The organism is Rarobacter incanus (assembly GCF_006715765.1).
GTDB lineage: Bacteria > Actinomycetota > Actinomycetes > Actinomycetales > Cellulomonadaceae > Rarobacter > Rarobacter incanus.
Window position 1 is genome coordinate 1,338,204 of sequence record NZ_VFNV01000001.1, and the last position, 21,850, is coordinate 1,360,053.

Sequence of the window (21,850 nt, forward strand, 5' to 3'; positions counted from 1 at the left end):
ATATCGAGACCACCCAGTTCTTGATCTCGATACACGCCTACGGCGCACTCGATCAACGAAGCACACCCCGCCGGTCGAGTAGCCCGCGCAGCGGGCATATCGAGACCACCCAGTTCTTGATCTCGATACACGCCTACGGCGCACTCGATCAACGGGGAGGCGTACTCGACCAACGGGAAACGGCACACTCGATCAACGAAGCACACCCCGCCGGTCGAGTAGCCCGCACAGCGGGCATATCGAGACCACCCAGTTCTTGATCTCGATACACGCCTACGGCGCACTCGATCAACGGGGAGGCGCACTCGACCAACGGGAAACGGCACACTCGATCAACGAAGCACACCCCGCCGGTCGAGTAGCCCGCACAGCGGGCATATCGAGACCACCCAGTTCTTGATCTCGATACACGCCTACGGCGCACTCGACCAACGGGAGGCGGCGCACTCGACCAACGGGAAACGGCACACTCGATCAACGGGAAACGGCACACTCGCCCGGCAGGAGGCGCCCAGCGCGCCGCTTCCAGCAAAACGCCCCGCGAAGTACGGGACGGCGTCAGTCGCTGGTGTCCGTGCGCGGAGCGCCCGGCTCGACGCCGTAGACCCGCGCCGGGCGTATCTCGCCGATGATCGGGTTGGGGTGGATCCGGTAGAACTGCCCGTACCGGGTTATCAAGTTCGCAAAGGTCGCGAGCCGGTTGCGGCCTCCGAGCAGCTGGAATACGTGGACCACCGCCCACGCGTACCAGGCAAGCGGCCCCGTCATGGCAGGCAGCCCGTGGATCTGCGCCACGGCGGATCGCCGCCCAATTGTCGCCATTGTGCCCTTGTCGGTATAGGAAAATGCGCCGCGGGTCGGCCGCCCCGCGACTTGCCGCGCAATGTTCTTGCCGACAAAGCGTCCCGCCTGCATGGCTGGCTGCGCCAGTTGCGGCAGGTCATCATCGTTGACCGCGATATCGCCGACGGCGTAGACGTTGCTCATCCCCTTGACCCGCATATCGGGGCCGACGACGATCCGCCCGCCCTCCCCCTGCGGGACCCCCCACTGCGCAACCTCTTCATGGGCGCTGACCCCGGCGGCCCAGATGACAACATCGGCGCGGATGGATTCTCCGTCGGTCAGCTCGACCTCGCGGGCGTGGACTTCCTTAACACCCGCCCCGAACCGCAACGTCACCCCGCGCTTGGCAAGCGCCTTCTTGGCGTACGTCCGCAGGTGTGGTTTGAAGGGTTTGAGCAGTTCGGAGCTGCGTTGGACCAGGGTGATCTGCATGTGGTCGTGCGAGATCTCCGGGTAAGCGAAATACAGGCCTTGGTTGCGTAGCTCGGCGAGCGCCCCGGCCATCTCGACCCCCGTGGCGCCACCCCCGACGATCACAACTTCCAGTCCCTCTGACCGGTCACCCCGGGAAGCTGCCTCTTCGAGCTGACGAAATACCGCGTCGCGGATCCGCAGGGCCTGGCTCCGCGTGTAGACGGCCTTGGCGTGTTCCTTCGCGCCCGGGGTCCCGAAGTAGTTCGTGGTCACACCGTTCGCCAGAACCAGGTAGTCGAAGGGGAGCGAGCTCCCGTCGCGCAGGCGGACTCGTCCCTGCTCCGCGTCGATGCCGGCAAGCAACCCCTGCCGGTAACGGACGTTGCCCTGCCGGTATCGCAGGGCCCGCAAGAAGTAGGTGACGTCACCCGGATTGAGTCCCGCGGTCGCAACCTGGTAGAGCAGCGGCTGGAACATGTTGTATATGTGTCGATCGACCAGTGTCACCTCGACCGGGGATTTCCGAAGCGCCCGAACCGTTGCGACTCCGGCGAATCCGCCACCAATGACTACCACCCGCGGGCGCGCACCCGGCGTGTCTAGACCACCGTTATTCAAGGCCATCCCCTATCGAAAGTGTCCATATCCAACCCTACCGGGCATTTTCCCCCGAATCGGACACCATTGCGCTCACTAGTTGAACTGGAAGTCCTAAAAATGTCTAGCGCAATGGGCCAGGCACGGCTAGGGTTATTTCCGTAGTTGCAGTGCCTCGCACGTCCACCCCGGCAATCCGGGCTTGATCCCTATCAAGAGTTGGCGAACGAACACCGTGACGAGCAGTCCCGAAGGCCGGGGCTGTCCGACCACTCTTGAGGGAGTAGTACGAAGATGGCAGAAGGAACCGTCAAGTGGTTCAGCGCCGAAAAGGGTTTCGGCTTCATCGCACCGGATGACGGTGGCGCGGACGTGTTCGCCCACTACAGCGCAATCGAGTCCAACGGTTATAAGACCCTGGAAAACGACCAGCGCGTGCAGTTCGACATCACGCAGGGCCCCAAGGGCCTACAGGCGGAAAACATCCGCGCACTGTGATGCTGTGATTATTAAGAACGAGGGCCCCGCCACGCGCGCCGCGCGGCGGGGCCCTCGCCTGTTCGGGGAGCCGCCTTCGGCCCGCTAGCGGGCATCCGATCCGGCGGTGCTGATCGCCGCCCGACCGGCTTCGAGCCGGGCAACCGGGACGCGGAACGGCGAGCAGGAGACGTAGTCGAGCCCGACGTTGTGGAAGAACCGGATGGATTCGGGGTCGCCACCGTGCTCCCCGCATACTCCCATGGGCATGCCGGGGCGCGCCGCGCGCCCCTCTGCGACCGCAATGCTCACCAGCCGCCCAACGCCGCGCGTATCAATTGTCTCAAATGGCGAGACGGCGAGCACGCCGTTCTCGGTGTATTCGGCAAAGAACGCCCCCTCGACGTCATCGCGGGAGAACCCCCAGGTCGTCTGCGTCAGGTCGTTCGTTCCGAACGAGAAGAACTGCGCCGCATCCGCGATCCGCCCGGCGGTCAGCGCCGCCCGGGGCAGCTCGATCATGCACCCCACCGGTATGTCCAATTCCGCACCCGACTCCGCGGCGACGTCCGCCATGATGCGCAGGGCCTCGTCCCGGACCAGGTGCAGCTCCTGCACGGATCCGACCAGCGGCACCATTATTTCGGGACGAGGGCTGCCGCCCGCCGCAAGGCGCGCGGCAGCGGCTTCGCAGATGGCCCTGATCTGTAGCGCGAACAGCCCCGGGATCACGAGCCCCAGGCGCACTCCGCGCAGACCCAGCATCGGGTTTGCCTCGTGCATCCGTTTGACCGCCGCCAGTAGTTCTTCGTCGTGCGGATCCAGGGCGCCTCGTTCCTTTTCGAGCGCGACCTTGACCGACAGGTCGGTGTAGTCGGGCAGGAATTCGTGCAACGGCGGGTCTATCAGTCGAATCGTGGTCGGCAGCCCATCCATTTCGGCCAGCAGCGCCGCGAAGTCCGCCCGTTGCAGCGGCAGCAGCGCGTCGAGTGCGAGTTGCCGCTCGGCATCCGTTTTCGCCAGGATCACCCGCTCGATCAACACGCGCCTATCGCCCAGGAACATGTGCTCCGTGCGGCACAACCCCACCCCTTGCGCGCCCAGCGACCTGGCGCGGGCCGCGTCCGCGGCCGTGTCGGCGTTGGCCTCGACCCGCAGGCGCCGAGCGTGGTCGGCATGCGTGAGGATGCGGTCGACGGCGCGCACCAATTCGCGCGTGTCCTGGTCGTCGTCGGCCTGGGTAAGAGCCGCGTCAAGCCCGTGCTCCAGATAGGTTGTGGCGGGCGACGGAACCACCCTGACCGCCCCCAAGAACACCTCACCTGTGGATCCGTCGATCGAGATGACCTGCCCCTCTTCGACGGTGATGTCACCGACGGTGAACGCACGCGCCACCGGATCCACGTCCACGTTTTCGGCACCGACCACGCACGTGCGCCCCATCCCGCGGGCCACCACCGCGGCGTGGGAAGTCTTGCCACCCCGCGCGGTCAGGATGCCCACCGAGGCGATCATTCCGCCCAGGTCGTCGGGATTGGTTTCACGTCGAACCAGCACCACGTCCTCGCCGGCGGCGGCGCGCCGCTGCGCTTCGACCGAGTCGAAAACGGCGGCCCCCACGGCCGCCCCCGGGGATGCGGCCATAGCCTTTGTGAGCAGGACCCGCGACGAGTCGGTCGTGTCGAACCGCGGGAACATCAATTGGCTCAGTTGGGCGCCCGTAACGCGGACGAGGGCCTCGTCCATTGTTATAAGGTGTTCATCGACCAACGCGCAGGCGATGCGGAATGCCGCGGGCGCGGTGCGCTTACCGACCCTCGTCTGGAGCATCCACAACTTGCCTCGCTCGACGGTGAATTCGACATCGCACAGGTCGCGGTAGTGCGTTTCGAGGCGGCGCATGGCCGCCATGAGGTCCGCGTAGCTTTGCGGATCGACCTGCTTCATGTCCGCGAGCGAGAGCGTGTTGCGGATCCCGGCCACGACATCCTCGCCCTGCGCGTTGACCAGGTAGTCGCCATACTGGCCAGGCTTTCCCGACGCCGGGTCACGCGTGAAGGCGACGCCGGTTCCAGAGGTCTCACCCAGGTTCCCAAAAACCATCGTGCAGACGTTGACGGCGGTGCCGAGGTCGTTGGGTATGCGTTCCTTGCGCCGGTAGAGGCGTGCCCTTTCGGTGTTCCAGGAATCAAATACGGCGACGATGGCCATGTCGAGTTGTTCGCGCGGGTGCTGCGGGAAAGGCTGCCCGGATTCAGCCAGGATTATTCCTTTGAACTCATCGACCAGTTCGTGCAGGTCGTCGGCGGTGAGCTCGGTGTCGAGGACGACGCCGCGGGCCCCCTTTTTCTCGTCGAGCGCGGCGGCGAAGATGTCGCCGTCTATATCCAAAACCGTCTTCCCAAACATCTGGATGAGGCGCCGGTACGAGTCCCACGCGAAGCGTTCATCCTCGCTGATCGCGGCCAGCCCCTTCACCGAGGCATCGTTCAGGCCGATGTTCAAAACCGTCTCCATCATGCCGGGCATGGAGAATTTTGCGCCGGATCTGACCGAGACAAGGAGCGGATCGTACGGGTCGCCAAGCTGGCGGCCCACCGCGTCCTCCAGCCGCCGCAGGGCCATGGTCACCTCGACACGCAATTCGGCGGGGACCAGCCCCGTCTGCATGTAAGACCGACACGCGGTCGTGGTGATCGTAAATCCGGGGGGCACCGGAAGCCCCAGTCGCGTCATTTCCGCGAGGTTGGCACCTTTGCCTCCCAGCAGATCTTTTTGGTCCTTGTCGCCCTCCGCGAAGTCTTGCACGTACTTTGCCATCGTGGCACCTCCGTCAGTAGGAACCACGCGCCGTTGCGTGGCCCGCCACCTTCTATTGTGACCCCGATCACATTTGACAGCTGGGACGAACGGCCCGGGAATGTGGTCCGGATCACGTCTAGCGTCGGGAGGTAATGGCAACGACGCCTAACGATTTTGAGGTGAGCCCCTTGAATCATCCACCACGACGCCGTATCGCGGCGAAACTTGGTCTTTCAACCGCAATCGCGACCGGTGCTGCGATCCTTGCAGCCGCACCCGCGCACGCATCCGAGATGGGCGGCGAGGCCAACCTCAAGCTGCCGGACCTGGGCCAGGTCGATATCGGCGGCATCGGCGGACGCACCCTTCTCGCGTGCGCGCTAATCGTCTGCCTTCTCGGCCTCGGTTTCGGAGTCATGACGTACGGGCAGTTGCAGAAGCTGCCGGTGCACCGCTCCATGCGGGAAATCTCGGAATTGATCTACGAGACCTGCAAGGAATACCTGGTCAAGCAGGGTAAGTTCCTGCTGGTCCTGTGGGCGTTCATCGCGGCGGTGATCCTGCTCTACTTCAAGGTCCTGGTGGGCTTCAGCTGGGGCAAGGTGGCGATCATCCTCGCCTTTTCGCTCATCGGCATGGCGGGATCCTTCGGCGTCGCCTGGTACGGGATCCGGTTGAACACGTTCGCCAATTCGCGAGCTGCCTTCGCCTCGCTGGACGGCAAGCCGCTTCCGCAGCACCGCATCCCGATGAAGTCAGGAATGTCGATCGGCATGGTCCTGATCAGCGTCGAGCTGCTCATCATGCTCGGCATCATGCTTGCCCTGCCCGGAGACATAGCGGGCTCGTGCTTCATCGGCTTCGCGATCGGTGAATCACTCGGCGCCGCGGCGCTTCGCATTGCGGGTGGCATCTTCACCAAAATTGCGGATATCGGCGCCGACCTGATGAAGATCGTCTTCAAGATCAAGGAAGACGACCCCCGCAACCCCGGCGTCATCGCCGACTGCACGGGTGACAACGCGGGCGACTCCGTCGGCCCCTCGGCCGATGGGTTCGAAACGTACGGGGTCACGGGCGTGGCGCTAATCACCTTCATTTTGCTGGGCGTCCACGATCCGGCGGTCCAGGCCACGCTCCTGATATGGATCTTTGTGGTGCGGGCGGTGATGCTCATCGCCTCGGGGGCCTCGTACTTCATCAACGACCTGGTCACCAAGCGGCGCTACGCGAAGGCGACCCGCATGAACTTCGAGGAACCGCTGACGGTGTTGGTGTGGCTGACATCGGGCGTGTCGATCGCGCTCACCTACCTGACGTCGTATCTGGTTCTGGGACACCTGACGCAGGCGCCCGGAATATGGTGGAAACTCTCCACGATCATTACCTGCGGCACGCTCGCGGGCGCGCTCATCCCCGAGCTGGTCAAGGCTTTCACCTCGACAAAGGCGCGGCACACCCAAGAAGTGGTCAAGAGCTCCCGGGAGGGAGGTGCGTCGCTCAACATCTTGTCGGGTCTGGTTGCGGGGAACTTCTCCGCGTACTGGCTCGGAATCGTTATCGTCGGGCTGATGTCGGGCGCATATCTCATTTCCGAGCACGGTATGGACGCCATCATGGCCGCACCGGCGGTGTTCGCGTTCGGCCTGGTCGCGTTCGGGTTCTTGGGCATGGGGCCGGTCACGATTGCGGTCGACTCGTACGGGCCGGTGACCGATAACGCGCAAAGCGTCTACGAGCTGTCGCAAATCGAGGAGATTCCGGGCATCGACGACGAACTGCGCCGCGACTTCGGCATCGACCCACAGTGGAGCCTGGCCAAGCGCATGCTCGAGGAGAACGATGGCGCTGGGAACACCTTCAAGGCAACGGCGAAGCCGGTCCTGATCGGCACGGCGGTTGTCGGGGCCACGACGATGATCTTCTCGATCATCATGTCGCTCACGAACGGTTTGACCACCGACATGTCCAACCTGTCTATCCTGCACCCGCCGTTCCTGCTCGGTTTCATTGTCGGGGGCGCCATCATCTACTGGTTCACGGGCGCTTCCACCCAAGCGGTGACGACCGGCGCCTACCGCGCCGTCGAGTTCATCAAGGAAACAATCAACCTGGACGACACCAACACCGAGCGCGCATCCGTCGAGGATTCGCGTAAGGTCGTCGGCATCTGCACTCAATACGCGCAACAGGGCATGTTGACGATGTTCCTGGCGGTGTTCTTTGCGACGCTATCGTTCGCGTTCGTCGAACCGTTCTTCTTCATCGGGTACCTGGTGTCGATCGCCGTCTTCGGCCTGTACCAGGCGATCTTCATGGCGAATGCGGGAGGCGCTTGGGATAACGCGAAGAAGATAGTCGAGGTGGACCTGCATGCCAAGGGAACCGCGTTACACGACGCCTCGGTGGTGGGCGACACGGTGGGCGACCCCTTCAAGGACACCTCGTCCGTGGCGCTCAACCCGATCATCAAGTTCACTACGCTGTTCGGCCTGCTTGCCGTCGAACTGGCCGTCACCATGACCAACCGCGGCCAAACCGGCTTGGTCCACGTGCTCGCGGCAGTATTCTTCGTGCTGACCTGCGTGTTCGTGTACCGGTCATTTTATGGGATGCGCATCAACACCTCACTCGACGACGTCGAGGATCTGCGCGTGCCCGAGAACCCGTCGCCGCTCGATGACACCAATTATTCCGACGAGGGCCCCCAGCTCGCCGCTCCACCCGTGACCGGGCCAGACGATGTCGTCGCGGAGCGCGATTCGCAACTCGCAGGACAGAAAGCAGGTGAGTAGTGCCATGAGGATCGCAATCAAGTACGACAACGTCTTCATCGACCCGAACGGCAACATTGGCGGCCACGAAACCGGGGACACGCTGGTCCGCCGGCTGTTGCGGTTGTTCCCCAACTCGATCGTGATCGGCCAGGGGCCGCGGAAGGGCAACGGGTTCGACGTGCTTCCGTTGGAATTCATCCAGGGGGACGACGTGATCGTTGTCAACATGGACGTGATCGATTCGGTGGATGTGTGGCGCACGCTCCACGCGAACTGCGAAAAGCCGAAGGTCATGAACTTCCTGTGGTGGCCGGTCGCCAGGTATTCGAGTCACATCGAAAAGGCCGCCCTGACCCTGGCGTGCGCGCTCTTCCCGACGTTCGCTAACTCCGAACGGACTGCCGGTGAGGCACGCGAAATTGTCTCAAAGTGGGATGCGCAACCGCTCGCCGAGCGGGCGATTATCGCGTGGGTGAACCTCGGGTTCCGCCACGAACACGTCCAGCCTCGCCGGGATGCCACGGAGCCGGTTGTTCTGTACCCCGCGATCTACCTGACGCGCGAGAAGCGGCCGCAGCTGTTCTTCGATGTCGTCGAGGCGGTGCATGAAACAACCCCACTGCAGGTGGAGGCGCGGCTCACCGAGTCGCAGCTCGTGAGCAGCCTGGCGATGCGGTATTCACGCAAGGACTGGATTTGGATCGGACCGCTCACTGCCGGACGCGATAGCTATTGGGAGGCGCTGAGTCGCACCACGGCGTTCTTGGCCACGGCGGAGACCGAGTCGTACGGGCTGATGTATGTCGAGGCACTGGCGGCCGGGGCAATAGGAATCTTCCCGAACCTGCCGTGGGCGCATGCCCTGGTTCCCGATAGGTACCCGTTCTTCTACGACACACCCGAACAGGCCGCCGAGATGTTGCGGCGCGCGGTTGTGGACCCGGATACATGTCTGGCCGAGATGGATACCGCAGCCGGGTCGGGGTTCCAGTCGTGGCTGCGGTCGCGCCACGATGACGACATTTTCGAACGCGTGATCGTCGCTCGTATCAATCAGTGGTTCGACACCGCGTTCGAGTTGCCGCAGCAACTCGACGTCTAGGAGGTTGCGGGGCGGGCGGGCAAAGGGCGGTGTCGCGCGGTGCGCGGCACCGCCCTTTGTGCGTCCTAACGACCCGCCCGCCGCGCCGCGGCATCACCCGCCCTAGCGCGTGCGCAACGAAACGCCCACAGCGCGCCGTCCCACATTGTGAACCGCCCTTTTCGCTTCCTTCGCCACACTGCAAGATGGTTGCAGGTCATGAGTGCCAGCACCGCGCAATCCCCGGATTGCCGCGAACCGAGCCCCGGCTTGCTGGCCGACAACCCTCCATCGCGGCGGGGTGCCCCGGGTGACGACCTGGCCGTTGCCGACTCGCGCAACGGCAAGCGCGCATGGGGGTAATACCCCGGTAATGTGAGGAGTCGTATCGTGACATACGTGGGATATGTTTCGGAGTCTTGTACGCCGCTGGAAGCTTCGGCGCCGGCGTGCGGCTTTGCCGCAAAGCCGCGCGCCGCGGAGCAGGGACCCGCCCTGCTGGAGGCCGTGGGAGCGTCCACATCCGTTCCGCTGGCAAACGGCACCTGGGCCACCTATGCAAACCTGGACCTCGCTGCCAGCGCCCCCGCCCTGCGCGCGGTCGCCGATCGCGTCAACACGACCTTGCAGTGGTACGCCAGCGTTCACCGGGGTGCGGGCTACCTTTCTCAGGTCTCGACCTCGCTCTACGAAGCGGCCCGCCTATCTCTTGGCGCATTCGTCGGGGCGCGCCCGGACGATGAGGTCCTCATTACCCGCAACACCACCGACTCGATCAACCTCCTGGCGCGCTCGGTGCCCGGAAGGATCCTGGTGCTCGATATCGAGCACCACGCGAATCTGCTTCCCTGGCAGGCGGCAGCGGGTGGCGCGACCGTCCTGAACGCGTTGCCGACGCAGGCCGCGACGATCGCAGCCCTGGAAGACGAGCTCGCTGTCGGTGACTACGCACTGCTCGCCGTGACCGGCGCCTCCAACGTCACCGGCGAGATTCTGCCTTTGGCGCAGGTCGCCGAGATAGCGCACTCGCACGGCGCCCGGCTGTTTGTGGATGCAGCGCAGTTGGCGCCGCACCGCCCGATCGACATCGCCGCCACCGGCGTCGACTACGTCGCCTTGTCGGGGCACAAGCTCTACGCTCCCTACGGGGCCGGCGCCTTGATCGGACGCATCGACTGGCTCGACGACGCCGAGCCGTACCTGCGCGGAGGCGGCGCGGTCACAAACGTTACGACCCGCGGCGCCGAATGGCAGCGGGGCGTCGCGCGGCACGAGGCCGGATCCCCGAACGTCATCGGCGCGGTGGCCCTGGCTACCGCCGCCGAAACGTTGCAGGCGGTGGGGTTTGCCGCCCTGCAGGCGCACGAGGCCGCCCTGGTGGGACGGCTCCACCAGGGGCTCGCAACGATTCCCGGTGTTCGAGTCGCCCGGATCTGGGAAGACTCCGCCGACAGGGTGGCCGTCGTCACGTTCGCGCTTGCGGGATTGGAGCCCGGGTTCGTGGCCGCCTACCTTTCGGCAGAACACGGCATAGGCGTGCGCGACGGGCGATTCTGCGCCCACCCGCTGCTTCGCAAGCTGGGCCTTGACCAGGGCGCCGTTCGCGCCAGCGTCGGCGCCTCCACAACTGGCGAACACGTCGAGCGCCTCATCGCGGCGGTGCGGTGGCTCGCCACCGGCCAGCCGATTCGCGAATACGAGGTGCGCGACGGAGCGTGGACGCTGCGCCACGACACCCGCCCCATACCCAGCGGCCTTCACCTCGATCACCTGATCGACACGGCGGCGGCAGGTTGCACACCCGCCGTTGCACCCGCCGTTGCACCCGCCGCAGGGTGTACGCCGGCGACGGAGCCCGCCAGCTAATTCGTCCCGGTTCGCGCCGACCGCGGCGCCCAACAATACGACCGCTTCCAGGCCCGGCGCCCCGTCGCCCAAACGTACGCAATCGCGCCCCCGCCGTAGACAGGCGCACCGGCTATCGCGCACACGACCCGCACCCCTTCACGACGAGGAACGCTCGACCCATTTCCCTACTGCCCCGGTCGGCATAGTAGGGTTTGGGGCCGAACGGCCACCGCACAACCGCACAACCGCACCCACGGCATAACCACCAACACCAAGATCAGCAAACCAACAGCACCGGCAAGGAGTTAGACGTGAACATATGGGATGTCGCTGCCCTCGCAGTGACAATCGGGCTCGCAGCGGGGATCTTCTCCCTGCACCGACGCAAAGTGAACTTCAGCGTGCTCACGTTCATCGCGCTGTTCGTTGGGATCGCAGTCGGCATCGTCTTTCGCGGACATACCGACTACATTCAGCCCATCGGTCGCGTCTACGTCAATCTCCTGCTCACCATCGTTGCCCCGCTGATCATCGTCTCCATCCTCTCGAGCATCGTCTCGCTGGGTTCGATCAGCCAGCTCAAAACTATCGGCGGACGATCTCTCGGATGGTTGCTCTGGCTCAACCTGATCGCGATTTTCCTGTCCCTGGGCGTCGCCCTGCAGATGGGCCTCGGAAAGGGCGCCGACCTCGCCACCGCTGGGATCGACACCCGTTCCCTCGACACGATTCGTAAACCATTCAGTGAAGTGTTCATCGGATTCTTCCCCACGAACGTCGTCAACGACATCGCCAACGACAACATCATCCCCATCATCGTTTTCACGATCCTGATCGCCGTCGCCTACGCCCTCGTCGCGGAGCGCGCCCCGCGCAAAGTCGAGCCCTTCAAGCGCCTGGTCGAAGCCCTACGCGAAATCATCTACCGCGCCGTGGGCTTCATAATCGCGCTCACCCCCTACGCGGTGCTGGCCCTCACATCGTCATTCGCCTCATCGGTATCCGGCAATGCCAGCCAGCTGTGGGCACTGTTCGCCCTGTTGGCAGCCACTTTCATTGTCTGCTTCACCGATGCTTTTATCGTCAACGCGGTCGTGCTGAAGGTCTCGGCGCGCCTCAGCCCGGTCGCATTCTTCCGCAAAATTGCCCCGGCGCAGCTCGCGGCGTTCACCACCCAGAGCAGCGCGGGAACGCTTCCGCTCACCACCACGCTCTTGCGCAACCGCGTCGGCGTGCCGGCGGAGATCGCCGGTTTCACGGCCCCGCTCGGCACGACCATCGGGATGCCGGGCTGCGCGGGAGTCTGGCCCATCCTCTTGGCGGTATACGCGGTCAACGGGCTCGGCATTCCATACGGGTTCGGCGACTACGCGCTGCTGGTCGTCCTGGGCCTGGTCGTGTCCGTGGGCACCGCCGGTGTGCCCGGAACCGCCACCGTCACGGCCACCACGGTGATGGCCGCGGCCGGACTGCCCATCGAAGTGGTGATCCTGACGCTGCCTATCAGCGCGGTTGCAGACATGGCCCGCACCATGACGAATGTGACCGCGGCGGCCGTGGCCGCGACAGTCGTGGCACGCAAGGAGCACAAGCTGGACGACACCGTGTTCGCGAGCGAATCCAGCGCGTTTGACCTCGTGGTCGAGGACGTCGCGGACACGGAGCGCTCGTCCGCACCTATCGACAGCAATACCGACGAGGCCCCCGCTTTCCCGTACGGCGGTGTTCCGATCGGCGCCTGTGGCCTCGATTCCAAACCCGCCCGCCGCGAGCGCGTACCCGTGGCATGAACGCCCGGCGATTATCCCCATGCATGTAGCAAGAGAAAGTGAAATTCCCGTGAAATTGCAGCTATCCCCCGCATCCTGCGGATTCGCCCGCCGCGCCGTCTCGTTCGTGGCCGCCGGCGTTGCGGGCCTGGCGGTGACTCTCGCCGCCGCCGCACCCGCACAAGCCAGTTCGGTCGAATGGGTCGATGGCGGCGACGACTCGCCGTGCGTCCAAGATGACGTCGGTGCCGCGCTCACCAAACTCGACTCGAGCCTGTGGTGCCAGCCCATTCCCGGTTGCTACGAATACGACGGCAACAACCCGAAGTACAAGGGCAGGATCGTGCAGCCGAGCGCCAGCACGGGCATTTGGCAGGGCGCGGCCTCCGAGGTCCTGTACGCCGACGCGCTACCCACCGACTACACCTTGACCTCCTCCGGGAGCGGGTCGGCGGGTTCTAGCGGGTCCGGAAGCGGGTCGTCCTCCACCGGGTCATCGGGTTCGGCGGGTTCTTCATCGTCATCGGGCACCAAGTCGTCCGCGAGCGGATCGAAGAAGACGTCCTCGTCCTCCGGCGCGGCGGCGAAGTCATCTACCTCATCGACCAAGAAGTCGACGAAGAAGTCCGCCGCATCGACATCTACGACAACGGGTTCCAAATCGAGCACCGCAACCGGTTCCACGCAGGCCGATGACGACCTTACCGGGGGCGCGGACGAGGTAGCGACCGTTGGCGCGCCTTCGGCGCCGGGTCAACCCACCCTCACCGTGGACGGCACCTCGATCACCGTGACGTGGGAGGCGTCCGCCGACGTAGAGCTGGATTCCGTCACTAGCTACACCGTGCAGTTGTCCGGCGGAAACAAGGTATCGGTGGCCGCCGACACGCTGACCTACACGTTCACCGACCTGCCCGACGGTTCCTATCGGGCGGCCGTGCGGGCCGTCAATGACACCGGCGAATCGGTCGCGTCGACCCCCTCGGACGCAGTCGTCGTCGGCGATCCCGTCGACGATGTGCAGGGGACGCTGTCCTGGGACGGCGACGTTACCCCCGGCGGTACGGTCACCATTACCGGCGCCGGTTACGAACCGAACACGGCGCTCGTCATCGAGCTGCACTCGGACCCGGTCACGCTCGGCACGGTCACAACCGACGCCGCGGGCGCCTTCACGCTGGATGCCGCGATTCCCGCCGACACCCCCGCGGGCGATCACACCTTCGTCGTTGCCACGGACTCCGACATCATCACGGAGACCGCGGTGACCGTCATCGCATCGGCGCCAACCGCGGTGCAGGCTGAGGCATCGGCGGCGGATGCGACCGCCGCCGCCGAGACCGAAACAGTGCCGCCGTTTACAGGGGCCATCATCTTGATCGCCCTGGCTGCCATTGGGGTGCTGTCGCTGTTTGTCGGTTCCCTGCGGCGCCGCCCCGCCGCGGGCGCACAGGCGAATGAAGTCACGGAAGCGAAGCGGGCCGCGGGGCCCGCAGCGTCCCCGTTCGCGAATGAGGAACCGGCCCCGCTCCGGTCCGCCTCATCCCGGGCGGCCGGAACCCGCTCAGATTCTCCGGTCCTGCCAGAATTTGCCCTCACACCGGCCCGCTTCATTCCGCCGATCGGCACGGATCCCGCCCGCCCGGCGCCCACACCGCGCCCGGCGACCGCCACCGTGCACAGGCCACTGGAACCGGTGGCTGGTGCTCACTCTCGACCAGCAGCGGAGGTGAGCTAGTGAAGGAATCCATCCGGGTTGGGCCGCCGCCCATCCGCCAAGAAGTCGGCGACCCAACCCCATCGAGACGCAGGAACGTAACCACCCGCAAACCCGATCTGCCCATAGTGGCAGGAGAAAGTGAAAAACACATGACAACCTCATTCCGGGCACGGAAATCCCCTGCCCTGCGGCGAGTTGCAGCGGCCGTTGCCGGGGCACTCCTTGTCGGCGCGCTCGGCGCGGGCGTACCGACCGGGGCCGCCGCCGATTCCCCGACGCCCACAACTAGTTCAACAGTCGACTTTGACTATTTCGCCGACGTGTTCCCGGCGCTGGCGGATCAGCGCGGGTCGCACGTATTCGAATCCGTGACGATTGAGCGCTTGAAGTACATCCTGCGGTTCAAAGAGGGGAATTTCGCGATACTCATCGGCGACCCGACGGACGCGAAGCTGCAAGCAAAGATCGGCCTGATCAACCAGGCGGCGAAGGCGGCTGACGTCAAGAAGATCTACGTCTTCAATCCTCGCATCGACGGTGCGAAGCTGAACATCTTCGATTGGTCGGAGTTGGAGACGCAGCTGGGCGGCGACGGGCTCACCTATTGGGAGGACGAGGGCCCGGCGGCCACCACCGGCGGCACCCTATTGAGCCTGCTGAACGGCGACAACCCCGAGCCGCAGTTCGTGCGCGATGAGGACGGCAAGGTCACGGCACCCTATCTGTTCGTCGCGAACAAGGATCGCAAGAACGGTCAGGACCAGGATGATCGCATCGTCGCTTCCCTATCGGATTCGCAAGGCGCTGCGGTCCTCGCGACGGCGAACGCCCAGGACGCCTACAAGGCACAGGTGACGTCCGTCCTTGCCTCCGCCCCCCTGTCCGTGAATTCGCAGTTCGACTTCTACAAGGACGAGGTCAACCGCCGCCACCTGGACCGCTACACCGACGCGACGAAGTACGGCGCGCAGATTCTCGATGACGCCGACAACCAGGACGGCTGGCGCATCGAATCGCTCACGTACCCGGAAACCATCGACCTGCTAACCAATCCGCTGTACGCCGACAGCGACGTGCCGCTGCTGTTCGGTGGAACGTGGTGCCACAACACCCGCGCCGTCATCAAGACCGTCAACGAGACGGCGCAGGCGGCTAACGTTTCCACGGTCTACAACCTCGACTTCTCGCTGTTCTCCACCTCAAACGGTCGCGCAAACTACGACCACATCCGCACCTCCGGGCAGCCAGTGCTGGCGGACGGCAAGCTGGTGGCACCGGGACACCTTTACGGGGACCTTTTCAACAAGTACTTGGACGGCGCGGTCGCCGAATACGCTGCCGACGGGGAAGAAGGCGCAAGCCCCAACTTCTACTACCCGGGCGGCGACGTGAGCGGTGAAGTGAAGTCGGCACGCCGCCTCCAGGTGCCCGCACTGCTTGTCTACAACAAGAACCACAAGGACGCTCAGGGCAACGCGCAACCGGTCGTTGATCAGGCGATTCGCTACAACGATAACGGCACGTACACGGAGTACATGAGCGAATGGTGGTACGTCGCCGGACGCGATTTGCCGAACACGGCCGACACCACCTTGCAAGGCACGCTCGCACCCGGCGGCAACCGGCTGGGCAGCCAGCGTGCATTCGCCCGCGAGGCGGTAGACGAATACCGCCGAGTCCTTGGTTCGCTCACCACGGCGGCCGCTGCCAGCAACGTATCCGTTGCGGAAAGCGATTCTGCGATTTCTGCCCTGCCCGTCGGGGCCACCACGACGCTGTCCGTGACGGTGACGGCGCCGACGTATTCGTCCTACATTTCGTTGAACACGGCCGGGCAGGACGACGCACTGGTTGATGGTACGGGCGCCCCGCTCGGCAAGGTCATCGTCTCAAACCAGGACGGCGACGTCATTGCCGGACCGGTCCAGCTTCCACGCGCAACAGGCTCGGTTTCGATCGATGTGCCTGCCAGGTCGGCCAGCGACATCGGCTCCGTGTGGACGGTGTCTTACCTGGGGCACGGCTACGCGATTGCGCCCGCAAGCACCCCGATCACGATCGGCAAGACGGCGACGGTGACGCTGAACGAACTGCCACAGGTTTCCTATGAGCAGGAGGCTCAGATCACCGCCCAGGTCACCGCGGGGGCAACCGGAACGGCCACGATCACCGGGCTGCCGGGGCAACCACTAACGGCGACGATCAGCGAAGGCGCGGTAGCGTTCCCGCTGGCCAGCGGGATTGCCGCCGGTTCATACCCGGTCAAGGTCACCTACAGCGGCGATTCCGAATACGCCAGCGCCCAGTCAGAAACCAAGACCCTGGTAATCGCGAAGGCCAAGCCCGTCGTCACGGTGACAGCGGCCGCCTACGCCTACGGCAAGGCCGGCGCGTCCGCGGTCACCGTTACGACGGCAAAGAAGACCCCCGCAACGGGCAATGTCACGCTGACCGTGGCAGGCAACACGCTGTCCGGAAAGTTGAATTCCGCGGGCGCCGTGACCTTCGCCTTGCCGGCGAACCTCGCGGTCAAGACGCAGTCGGTCACTGTCGCCTATGCCGGGGATGCCAATATCGCTGCGGCCAGTTCCACGGCTTCGGTGACGGTCACCAAAGGAAAGGTCACGAAGGTGGGGGCAAAGGTGACTAAGACGCCCACCTCCAAGAAGAAGGGAAAGGTGCGGGTTACGGTGTCGACCGCCAAGGGCCTTGCGGCGGCCTCGGGCAAGGTCACGGTGACTGCCAAGAAGGGCAAGAAGTCGATAACCGTCAAGGGGACCGTGAAGTCGCAGAGGGTCAGCCTCACCCTGCCCAAACTCGCCAAGGGCAAGTGGAAGATCACGGCAAAGTATGCGGGCAACGGAACCTACTCGTCTGCTAGCTCCGCCAAGGTCACGGTGAAGATCAAGAAGTAACCACACTTCACCGCACCGACGACGGCGGGGCGCGTACCGGCATTCCGGTACGCGCCCCGCCTCCGTTCCAGTGCTACACGCGGTCCAACCGCGCCACGCCGATCTTGGAGTCGGCCATTCCGTAGAACACGAAATAGTTACCCTCGATCTTCTCGATGGCGGTCGGGAACACCACGTTGGAAACGGTCCCGGAGGTTTCCTCGGCGGTGGCGGGTTCCAGGAGCGGCTGGGGCGTGCGCGCAATGACCTGCGACGGATCGTTCGCATCCAGAATCAAGGCGCCCGCGACGTACCGGACGTTTTGCTGCGGGGTGAACCCGCCGGCCTCGATCGTTCCGGTCACCCCGTGGTGCAGCACCAGCCACCCTTCGGGTATCCGCAGCGGGGCGGGCCCACCGCCGACCTTGAGCGCTTCCCAGTCGTACACCGAGCCCGCCACGAACGTGTGCCCCGACAGGCGAGTGAGCGCCGAGATGTCCTTCGCGACCTCGGCCGCGTCGATGTACGAGATCCAGATCGAGGCCCGGTCGTCGGTCGTTCCCGCGGGAAGCGGCGCGGGTTCGCCCGGCCGCACAAACGAGAAGTCCCACATCGGCCGGTGCAACACGGCATACGATGGCTTGCCGCCGGGTCCCGGCACGATCTCCGGGAAGTAGACGACGTCCTTGTTCGGGAACAGGTTCAGATCCGTATCCAGGTCATCCTCGTATCCGAAGAGCAGCGGACCGAGCCGGTCCCAGACCTTCCCATCGCGCGACACGGCCAAAGCGGGACGAGGCCCAAGCGGGCCGTAGGCAACATACGTCATGACGTGCGTGCCCAACGATGGCACCCAGGTGATGCGCGGATCCTCAACGCCGCCGTGATCGGAGCCGTGTTCCCAACCGCGGTCGGGGGTCAGCACCACGTCCTCGCGGACCACTCCGACCGGCACGCCCTGGTCGATGACGACCCTGGCCCGGCCAATGCGCGAGACATTCCCTTTCGCCACCAGGCGCGGGTACAGGTAGAGATTACCGTCGCCATCCCATCCGGTTGCCGGATTCAGGACGCCCTCTGCTTCAAGTTCGTTACCTGGCTCCGGGCTCATAATGACGCCCAAGCGTGTCAGCTTGTACGGAACAGTTTCCGTAGCTTCGGCTACCGCGGCCTGCTGAGGCGAGTTCATGTTTACTCCTGTTTATTGTGTTGAAAATTGCCGGTGGCGTCAGCCCTTGACGGCACCGACTACGCCGTTCACTAAGTACTTCTGGATGAAGATGTAACCAATGATCAGTGGCCCGGCAACGATCATGGTTGCGGCCGCAAGCAGGGTCCAGTTGTTCGAGTACGTTCCCTTGAAGGCGTTGAGACCGGTCGCGATCGGCCACTTCGAGGAATCCGAAAGCAAAACTGTGGCGAGGATGATCTCGTTCCAAATCCACACCGCTTGCAGGATGAAGATCGTCGCCAAGGCGGGCCGCGCCAGCGGGAACACAAACGTAAACAGGTACCGCCAGTAGCCGATGCCGTCGATCGCGGCGGCCTCGTCCAATTCCGTCGGAATGGACTTCACAAATCCGCTGAACAGCAGGGGGCCGATCCCCACGCCGACTCCGACCATCAATATGTACCCGATGCGAGTGTCGTACAGGTGCAGATTGAGCAGCAGGTGGAACTGCGTCATCAGCGCATTCGGCAAGAACAGAACCAGCACAAAAAGCGCGTTCCACAGCTTGCCGCCGCGAATGTACTTGCGTGCCACCGGAAAGCCCATCACCAGGGCAATGAAGGTTCCGATCGACGCGCCCGCAAACGTGTACAGCGCTGTATTGAGGATGTAGTCGCCGAAGGCTCCGAGCCTCCAGGCTTCAGCGAAGTTGCTCCACTGCGGGTGTTCAACCAAACCGACGGGGTTCGTGATGAATTCTTGGCTGCTCTTGAGAGCCGTGTTGAACAGGTAGAGGAGCGGAAACAGGAAGATGATCATGATCACGGCGACCGCAATGTACGCGCCGATCGGTCGGTGCTTCTTGTGCAGCTTGCGCGTGGCGAAGTCGTCCGGCTTCGCCGCCAGAGTCAGGATCGGATCGCTGGCGGATTTCGCGGATGAAGTCACGGCATTCACAGCTTGGCCTCCCGTCGGCGCAGGTACCACAGCGTTGCGAACGTGATGGCACCGACCAATACGAACTGGATCATTGAAATCGCGGCAGCATACCCCTGGGTCGCCCCCGGCATCTGGCGGCCCTGCGCATTGCCGAAGGCCTGCTCGTATACCTGGAGCGAGAGAAGTTGCGTCGCCTTGTTGCTCTGGCCAGTCAACACGTACGTCAACTGGTACGACTGCATGGCGTTGACGATGCCGAGCAGCACGTTCGCGGTGATGGAGGGGGCCAGCATCGGAATCGTGACGTAGCGGAATCGCTGCCAACTGTTGGCGCCGTCGATCCCGGCCACCTCGTACAGATCCGAGGGGATCGCTTGCAGTCCCGACAGGAAGATGATCACGGTCACACCGAGTTGCATCCAAACCTGGCAGAACACCACGAGATACAGGGCGATATTGTCGTCTCCGAAGAACGCCGATTCGGTTCCGAATGCATTCAGGATGCTTTGGATTGGGCCACCCGATGTGTTGAACATCAGGCTCCATATCAGCGCCGTGACGGTGACACCCAGCACGGTCGGCATGAAGACGATCGAGCGGTAGAAGTTGCGGCCCTTCAGCGGCCGGTTCAGCAGGATCGCCACGGCCAAGCCGATGCCGATCTGAAACACGGTTGCGAGCGTCGCGAAGACGAGCGTGTTCGTCAGGGCGTTGATGTTGTCCGAGCGCCGCGCGGGGCCGAAGTACCGCGCATAGTTTTCAATGCCGATCCAGTCGACCGGCAGGTTCGGCAAGCCCTTCAGGTTTGTGAACGAAACGACGACGACTGCTATCGCAGGCACAAACGCGAAGACGATGAGGACTATGGCACCGACGGAGAAGGAGGTCCTGACGGGGTGCCTGCTCGGGAAGGGAAAAGAGGATGACGCAGCCATCTTTCACACTTTCATTAAGAGCTCAGGCTTGCACCCGCGAGTTGGGAGGGGCGCGAATGCAAGCCTGAGCGCGTTTCTTGCACGCGACCGGGCCTAGGTATGTCTTGCGAACCCTGGGCTCGGCCGGATGACTGCTGCTAGAACGCCTTGGTCCACGCAGATTCAGCGGCGGCCGCGGCGCCCGCGGCATCGCTCGATCCGAGCGGCTTGAGCGCAGGGTAGTTGAACGGGAAGGATGCGTCGTCGCCCGCATTCGGGTTGGCGATCCACAAGGACTCCCACACCGGCTCAAACTGCGAGGTCTGGTCGGCGATGCTGTTCAGGAAGTCGCTCTGGTCGATGTCGGGCTGAGCCGAGCTGAATCCGGACGTCTCGACGAACTTGGTGTAGGTGTCCTTTTGCGAGAACAAGTCCAGGAAGGCCAGCGCCGCAGCCTGGTTCTTCGAGGAGGCCGACACGGCGAGTTGCAGTTCGATCTTTCCGTTCAGGTACTTGTTGTCGGCGGCGTTGTCCGACCCCGGGAACGGGAAGTAGCCGATCTCGAACTGGTCGTTCACAGCAGTGGCAATGGTCGGTTGGTTCCACGTGCCGTCGGGCAGCATCGCGAACTCGCCGCGCGCAAACGCCGCCGGCATGTCGTCGTAGCCCGCACCCGAGAAGTTCTTCTGCGCGTGCTCGAAGACCCACTGCGTCTTCTTCAAGACGTCGAGGGGCTTGCCGGAGGTCAGGGACACGCTCTGGTTCCACAGCCCGTCAATCGTTGCCTGCTTGTCGGCGGCCGTCGGGTACTCCGAGCCGACCGCGCCGAGCATGACCAGGCCTGCGGGCCAGGTGTCCTTGCCGCCGATGCCGAAGGCGGTGACGCCCGCCTTTTCTAGCTTTTCCGTGGCAGCTTGCAGCTCGCTCCACGTGGTCGGGGCCTCAATTCCGTTGTCCGAGAAGATCTTCTTGTTGTAGTACACGCCGGTGACGTAGGACGTTCCGGTGGGAACCGCGTACTGCTTGCCGCCGATCGCCTGCGAATCCAGGACCGACTGCGTGTAGTTCTTCATGAACGCCTGGTCGGTCAGGTCGACGAGGCCACCCGACTGAGCCAGCTGGACGTCTTCGGAAACCGAATCCTGCGCGTAGTCGGGCATTTCGCGGAACGTCTTGACGACGAATACGTCAACCTTGCCCGCGGTAAGCTGCGCCGACTTTGTGGTCGGGTACGTGTCGTTGGGTACGGAGTTGAGCGTCGCCTTTGCGTTCGGGTACTTCGCGTTGAACGCGTCAATGACCTCGCCGAATGCCTTGTCCGACGCGTCCGCGCTCGAAACGAGGATGTTCAGGTCGCCGGTGACGTCGGATGCTGATGGGCTGCCGGATCCGCCCGTCGATGTCGCCGTGTCAGATGAACCACCGCCACAAGCCGCCAGCCCTGCGACCAGACCGAGCGTTGCTGTTGCCGCAACAATGCGGCCGATTGCCGTCGAACGGCGCAACTTCTTCGTTGCCATGTTGACTCCTGTTGGATCGTGAGACCGAAACGTTTCGGTTGCCTGTGACTCTAGCATTGAACGGCCCGTGACCGCCAACGG

General features: G+C 64.1%; 13 protein-coding genes and 1 riboswitch. Of the genes, 7 read left to right on the top strand and 6 right to left on the bottom strand.

Annotated elements, in window-relative coordinates; all coding sequences use genetic code 11:
* Positions 1-558 precede the first annotated feature (558 nt).
* A complete protein-coding gene (locus FB389_RS05740) occupies positions 559-1,884 on the bottom strand; it encodes an NAD(P)/FAD-dependent oxidoreductase (RefSeq protein ID WP_246043543.1) in 1,326 nt (441 codons plus the stop codon).
* 267 nt (positions 1,885-2,151) lie between these two features.
* Here FB389_RS05740 and FB389_RS05745 point away from each other — a divergent pair, with 267 nt between their 5' ends.
* Complete coding sequence (locus FB389_RS05745) at positions 2,152-2,355, top strand: cold-shock protein (RefSeq protein ID WP_142111812.1); 204 nt, start codon at positions 2,152-2,154, stop codon at positions 2,353-2,355.
* A gap of 84 nt (positions 2,356-2,439) precedes the next feature.
* On the opposite strand, the gene ppdK is transcribed toward FB389_RS05745, so the two are convergent.
* A complete protein-coding gene (ppdK, locus tag FB389_RS05750) occupies positions 2,440-5,154 on the bottom strand; it encodes a pyruvate, phosphate dikinase (protein ID WP_142111814.1) in 2,715 nt (904 codons plus the stop codon).
* Positions 5,155-5,315: 161 nt separating this feature from the next.
* Between ppdK and FB389_RS05755 the strand changes: the two genes are divergently transcribed.
* The 6 genes from FB389_RS05755 (at position 5,316) to FB389_RS05780 (ending at position 17,246) form a co-directional block, all read left to right on the top strand.
* A complete protein-coding gene (locus tag FB389_RS05755; protein ID WP_344296085.1) occupies positions 5,316-7,931 on the top strand; it encodes a sodium-translocating pyrophosphatase in 2,616 nt (871 codons plus the stop codon).
* 4 nt (positions 7,932-7,935) lie between these two features.
* Positions 7,936-9,015 (top strand): glycosyltransferase family protein, encoded by a 1,080-nt coding sequence (locus tag FB389_RS05760; RefSeq protein ID WP_142111818.1) that lies wholly within the window; start codon positions 7,936-7,938, stop codon positions 9,013-9,015.
* A gap of 194 nt (positions 9,016-9,209) precedes the next feature.
* Positions 9,210-9,350: riboswitch (SAM riboswitch) on the top strand.
* A gap of 34 nt (positions 9,351-9,384) precedes the next feature.
* Positions 9,385-10,860, top strand: coding sequence for an aminotransferase class V-fold PLP-dependent enzyme (locus FB389_RS05765; protein WP_425467246.1), 1,476 nt, complete (start codon positions 9,385-9,387; stop codon positions 10,858-10,860).
* A gap of 293 nt (positions 10,861-11,153) precedes the next feature.
* Positions 11,154-12,632, top strand: coding sequence for a dicarboxylate/amino acid:cation symporter (locus FB389_RS05770; protein ID WP_170207893.1), 1,479 nt, complete (start codon positions 11,154-11,156; stop codon positions 12,630-12,632).
* Between the two features lie 49 nt (positions 12,633-12,681).
* Complete coding sequence (locus FB389_RS05775; RefSeq protein WP_170207894.1) at positions 12,682-14,349, top strand: fibronectin type III domain-containing protein; 1,668 nt, start codon at positions 12,682-12,684, stop codon at positions 14,347-14,349.
* Positions 14,350-14,480: 131 nt separating this feature from the next.
* The gene (locus FB389_RS05780) at positions 14,481-17,246 is read left to right on the top strand and encodes an Ig-like domain-containing protein (RefSeq protein WP_142111824.1); all 2,766 of its coding nucleotides are present in this window, start codon (positions 14,481-14,483) and stop codon (positions 17,244-17,246) included.
* 73 nt (positions 17,247-17,319) lie between these two features.
* Here the strand turns inward: FB389_RS05780 and FB389_RS05785 are convergent, their stop codons facing one another.
* The 4 genes from FB389_RS05785 to FB389_RS05800 all read right to left on the bottom strand — a co-directional run bounded on the left by FB389_RS05785 (position 17,320) and on the right by FB389_RS05800 (position 21,769).
* Positions 17,320-18,414 (bottom strand): glycoside hydrolase family 130 protein, encoded by a 1,095-nt coding sequence (locus FB389_RS05785; protein WP_142111826.1) that lies wholly within the window; start codon positions 18,412-18,414, stop codon positions 17,320-17,322.
* A 39-nt stretch (positions 18,415-18,453) separates the two neighbouring features.
* Entirely contained in the window at positions 18,454-19,344 is an 891-nt protein-coding gene (locus tag FB389_RS05790) for a carbohydrate ABC transporter permease (protein ID WP_246043545.1), read from the bottom strand.
* 5 nt (positions 19,345-19,349) lie between these two features.
* Positions 19,350-20,270 (bottom strand): carbohydrate ABC transporter permease, encoded by a 921-nt coding sequence (locus FB389_RS05795; protein ID WP_142111828.1) that lies wholly within the window; start codon positions 20,268-20,270, stop codon positions 19,350-19,352.
* A gap of 137 nt (positions 20,271-20,407) precedes the next feature.
* Entirely contained in the window at positions 20,408-21,769 is a 1,362-nt protein-coding gene (locus FB389_RS05800; RefSeq protein ID WP_142111831.1) for an ABC transporter substrate-binding protein, read from the bottom strand.
* Positions 21,770-21,850: the final 81 nt, after the last annotated feature.

Bases quoted from the DNA above. Each gene is read 5' to 3' on its own strand.
- ppdK (WP_142111814.1), bottom strand. From the start codon at position 5,154: ATGGCAAAGTACGTGCAAGACTTCGCGGAGGGCGACAAGGACCAAAAA.
- FB389_RS05785 (WP_142111826.1), bottom strand. From the start codon at position 18,414: ATGAACTCGCCTCAGCAGGCCGCGGTAGCCGAAGCTACGGAAACTGTT.
- FB389_RS05745 (WP_142111812.1), top strand. From the start codon at position 2,152: ATGGCAGAAGGAACCGTCAAGTGGTTCAGCGCCGAAAAGGGTTTCGGC.
- FB389_RS05795 (WP_142111828.1), bottom strand. From the start codon at position 20,270: ATGGCTGCGTCATCCTCTTTTCCCTTCCCGAGCAGGCACCCCGTCAGG.
- FB389_RS05740 (WP_246043543.1), bottom strand. From the start codon at position 1,884: ATGGCCTTGAATAACGGTGGTCTAGACACGCCGGGTGCGCGCCCGCGG.
- FB389_RS05760 (WP_142111818.1), top strand. From the start codon at position 7,936: ATGAGGATCGCAATCAAGTACGACAACGTCTTCATCGACCCGAACGGC.
- FB389_RS05780 (WP_142111824.1), top strand. From the start codon at position 14,481: ATGACAACCTCATTCCGGGCACGGAAATCCCCTGCCCTGCGGCGAGTT.
- FB389_RS05800 (WP_142111831.1), bottom strand. From the start codon at position 21,769: ATGGCAACGAAGAAGTTGCGCCGTTCGACGGCAATCGGCCGCATTGTT.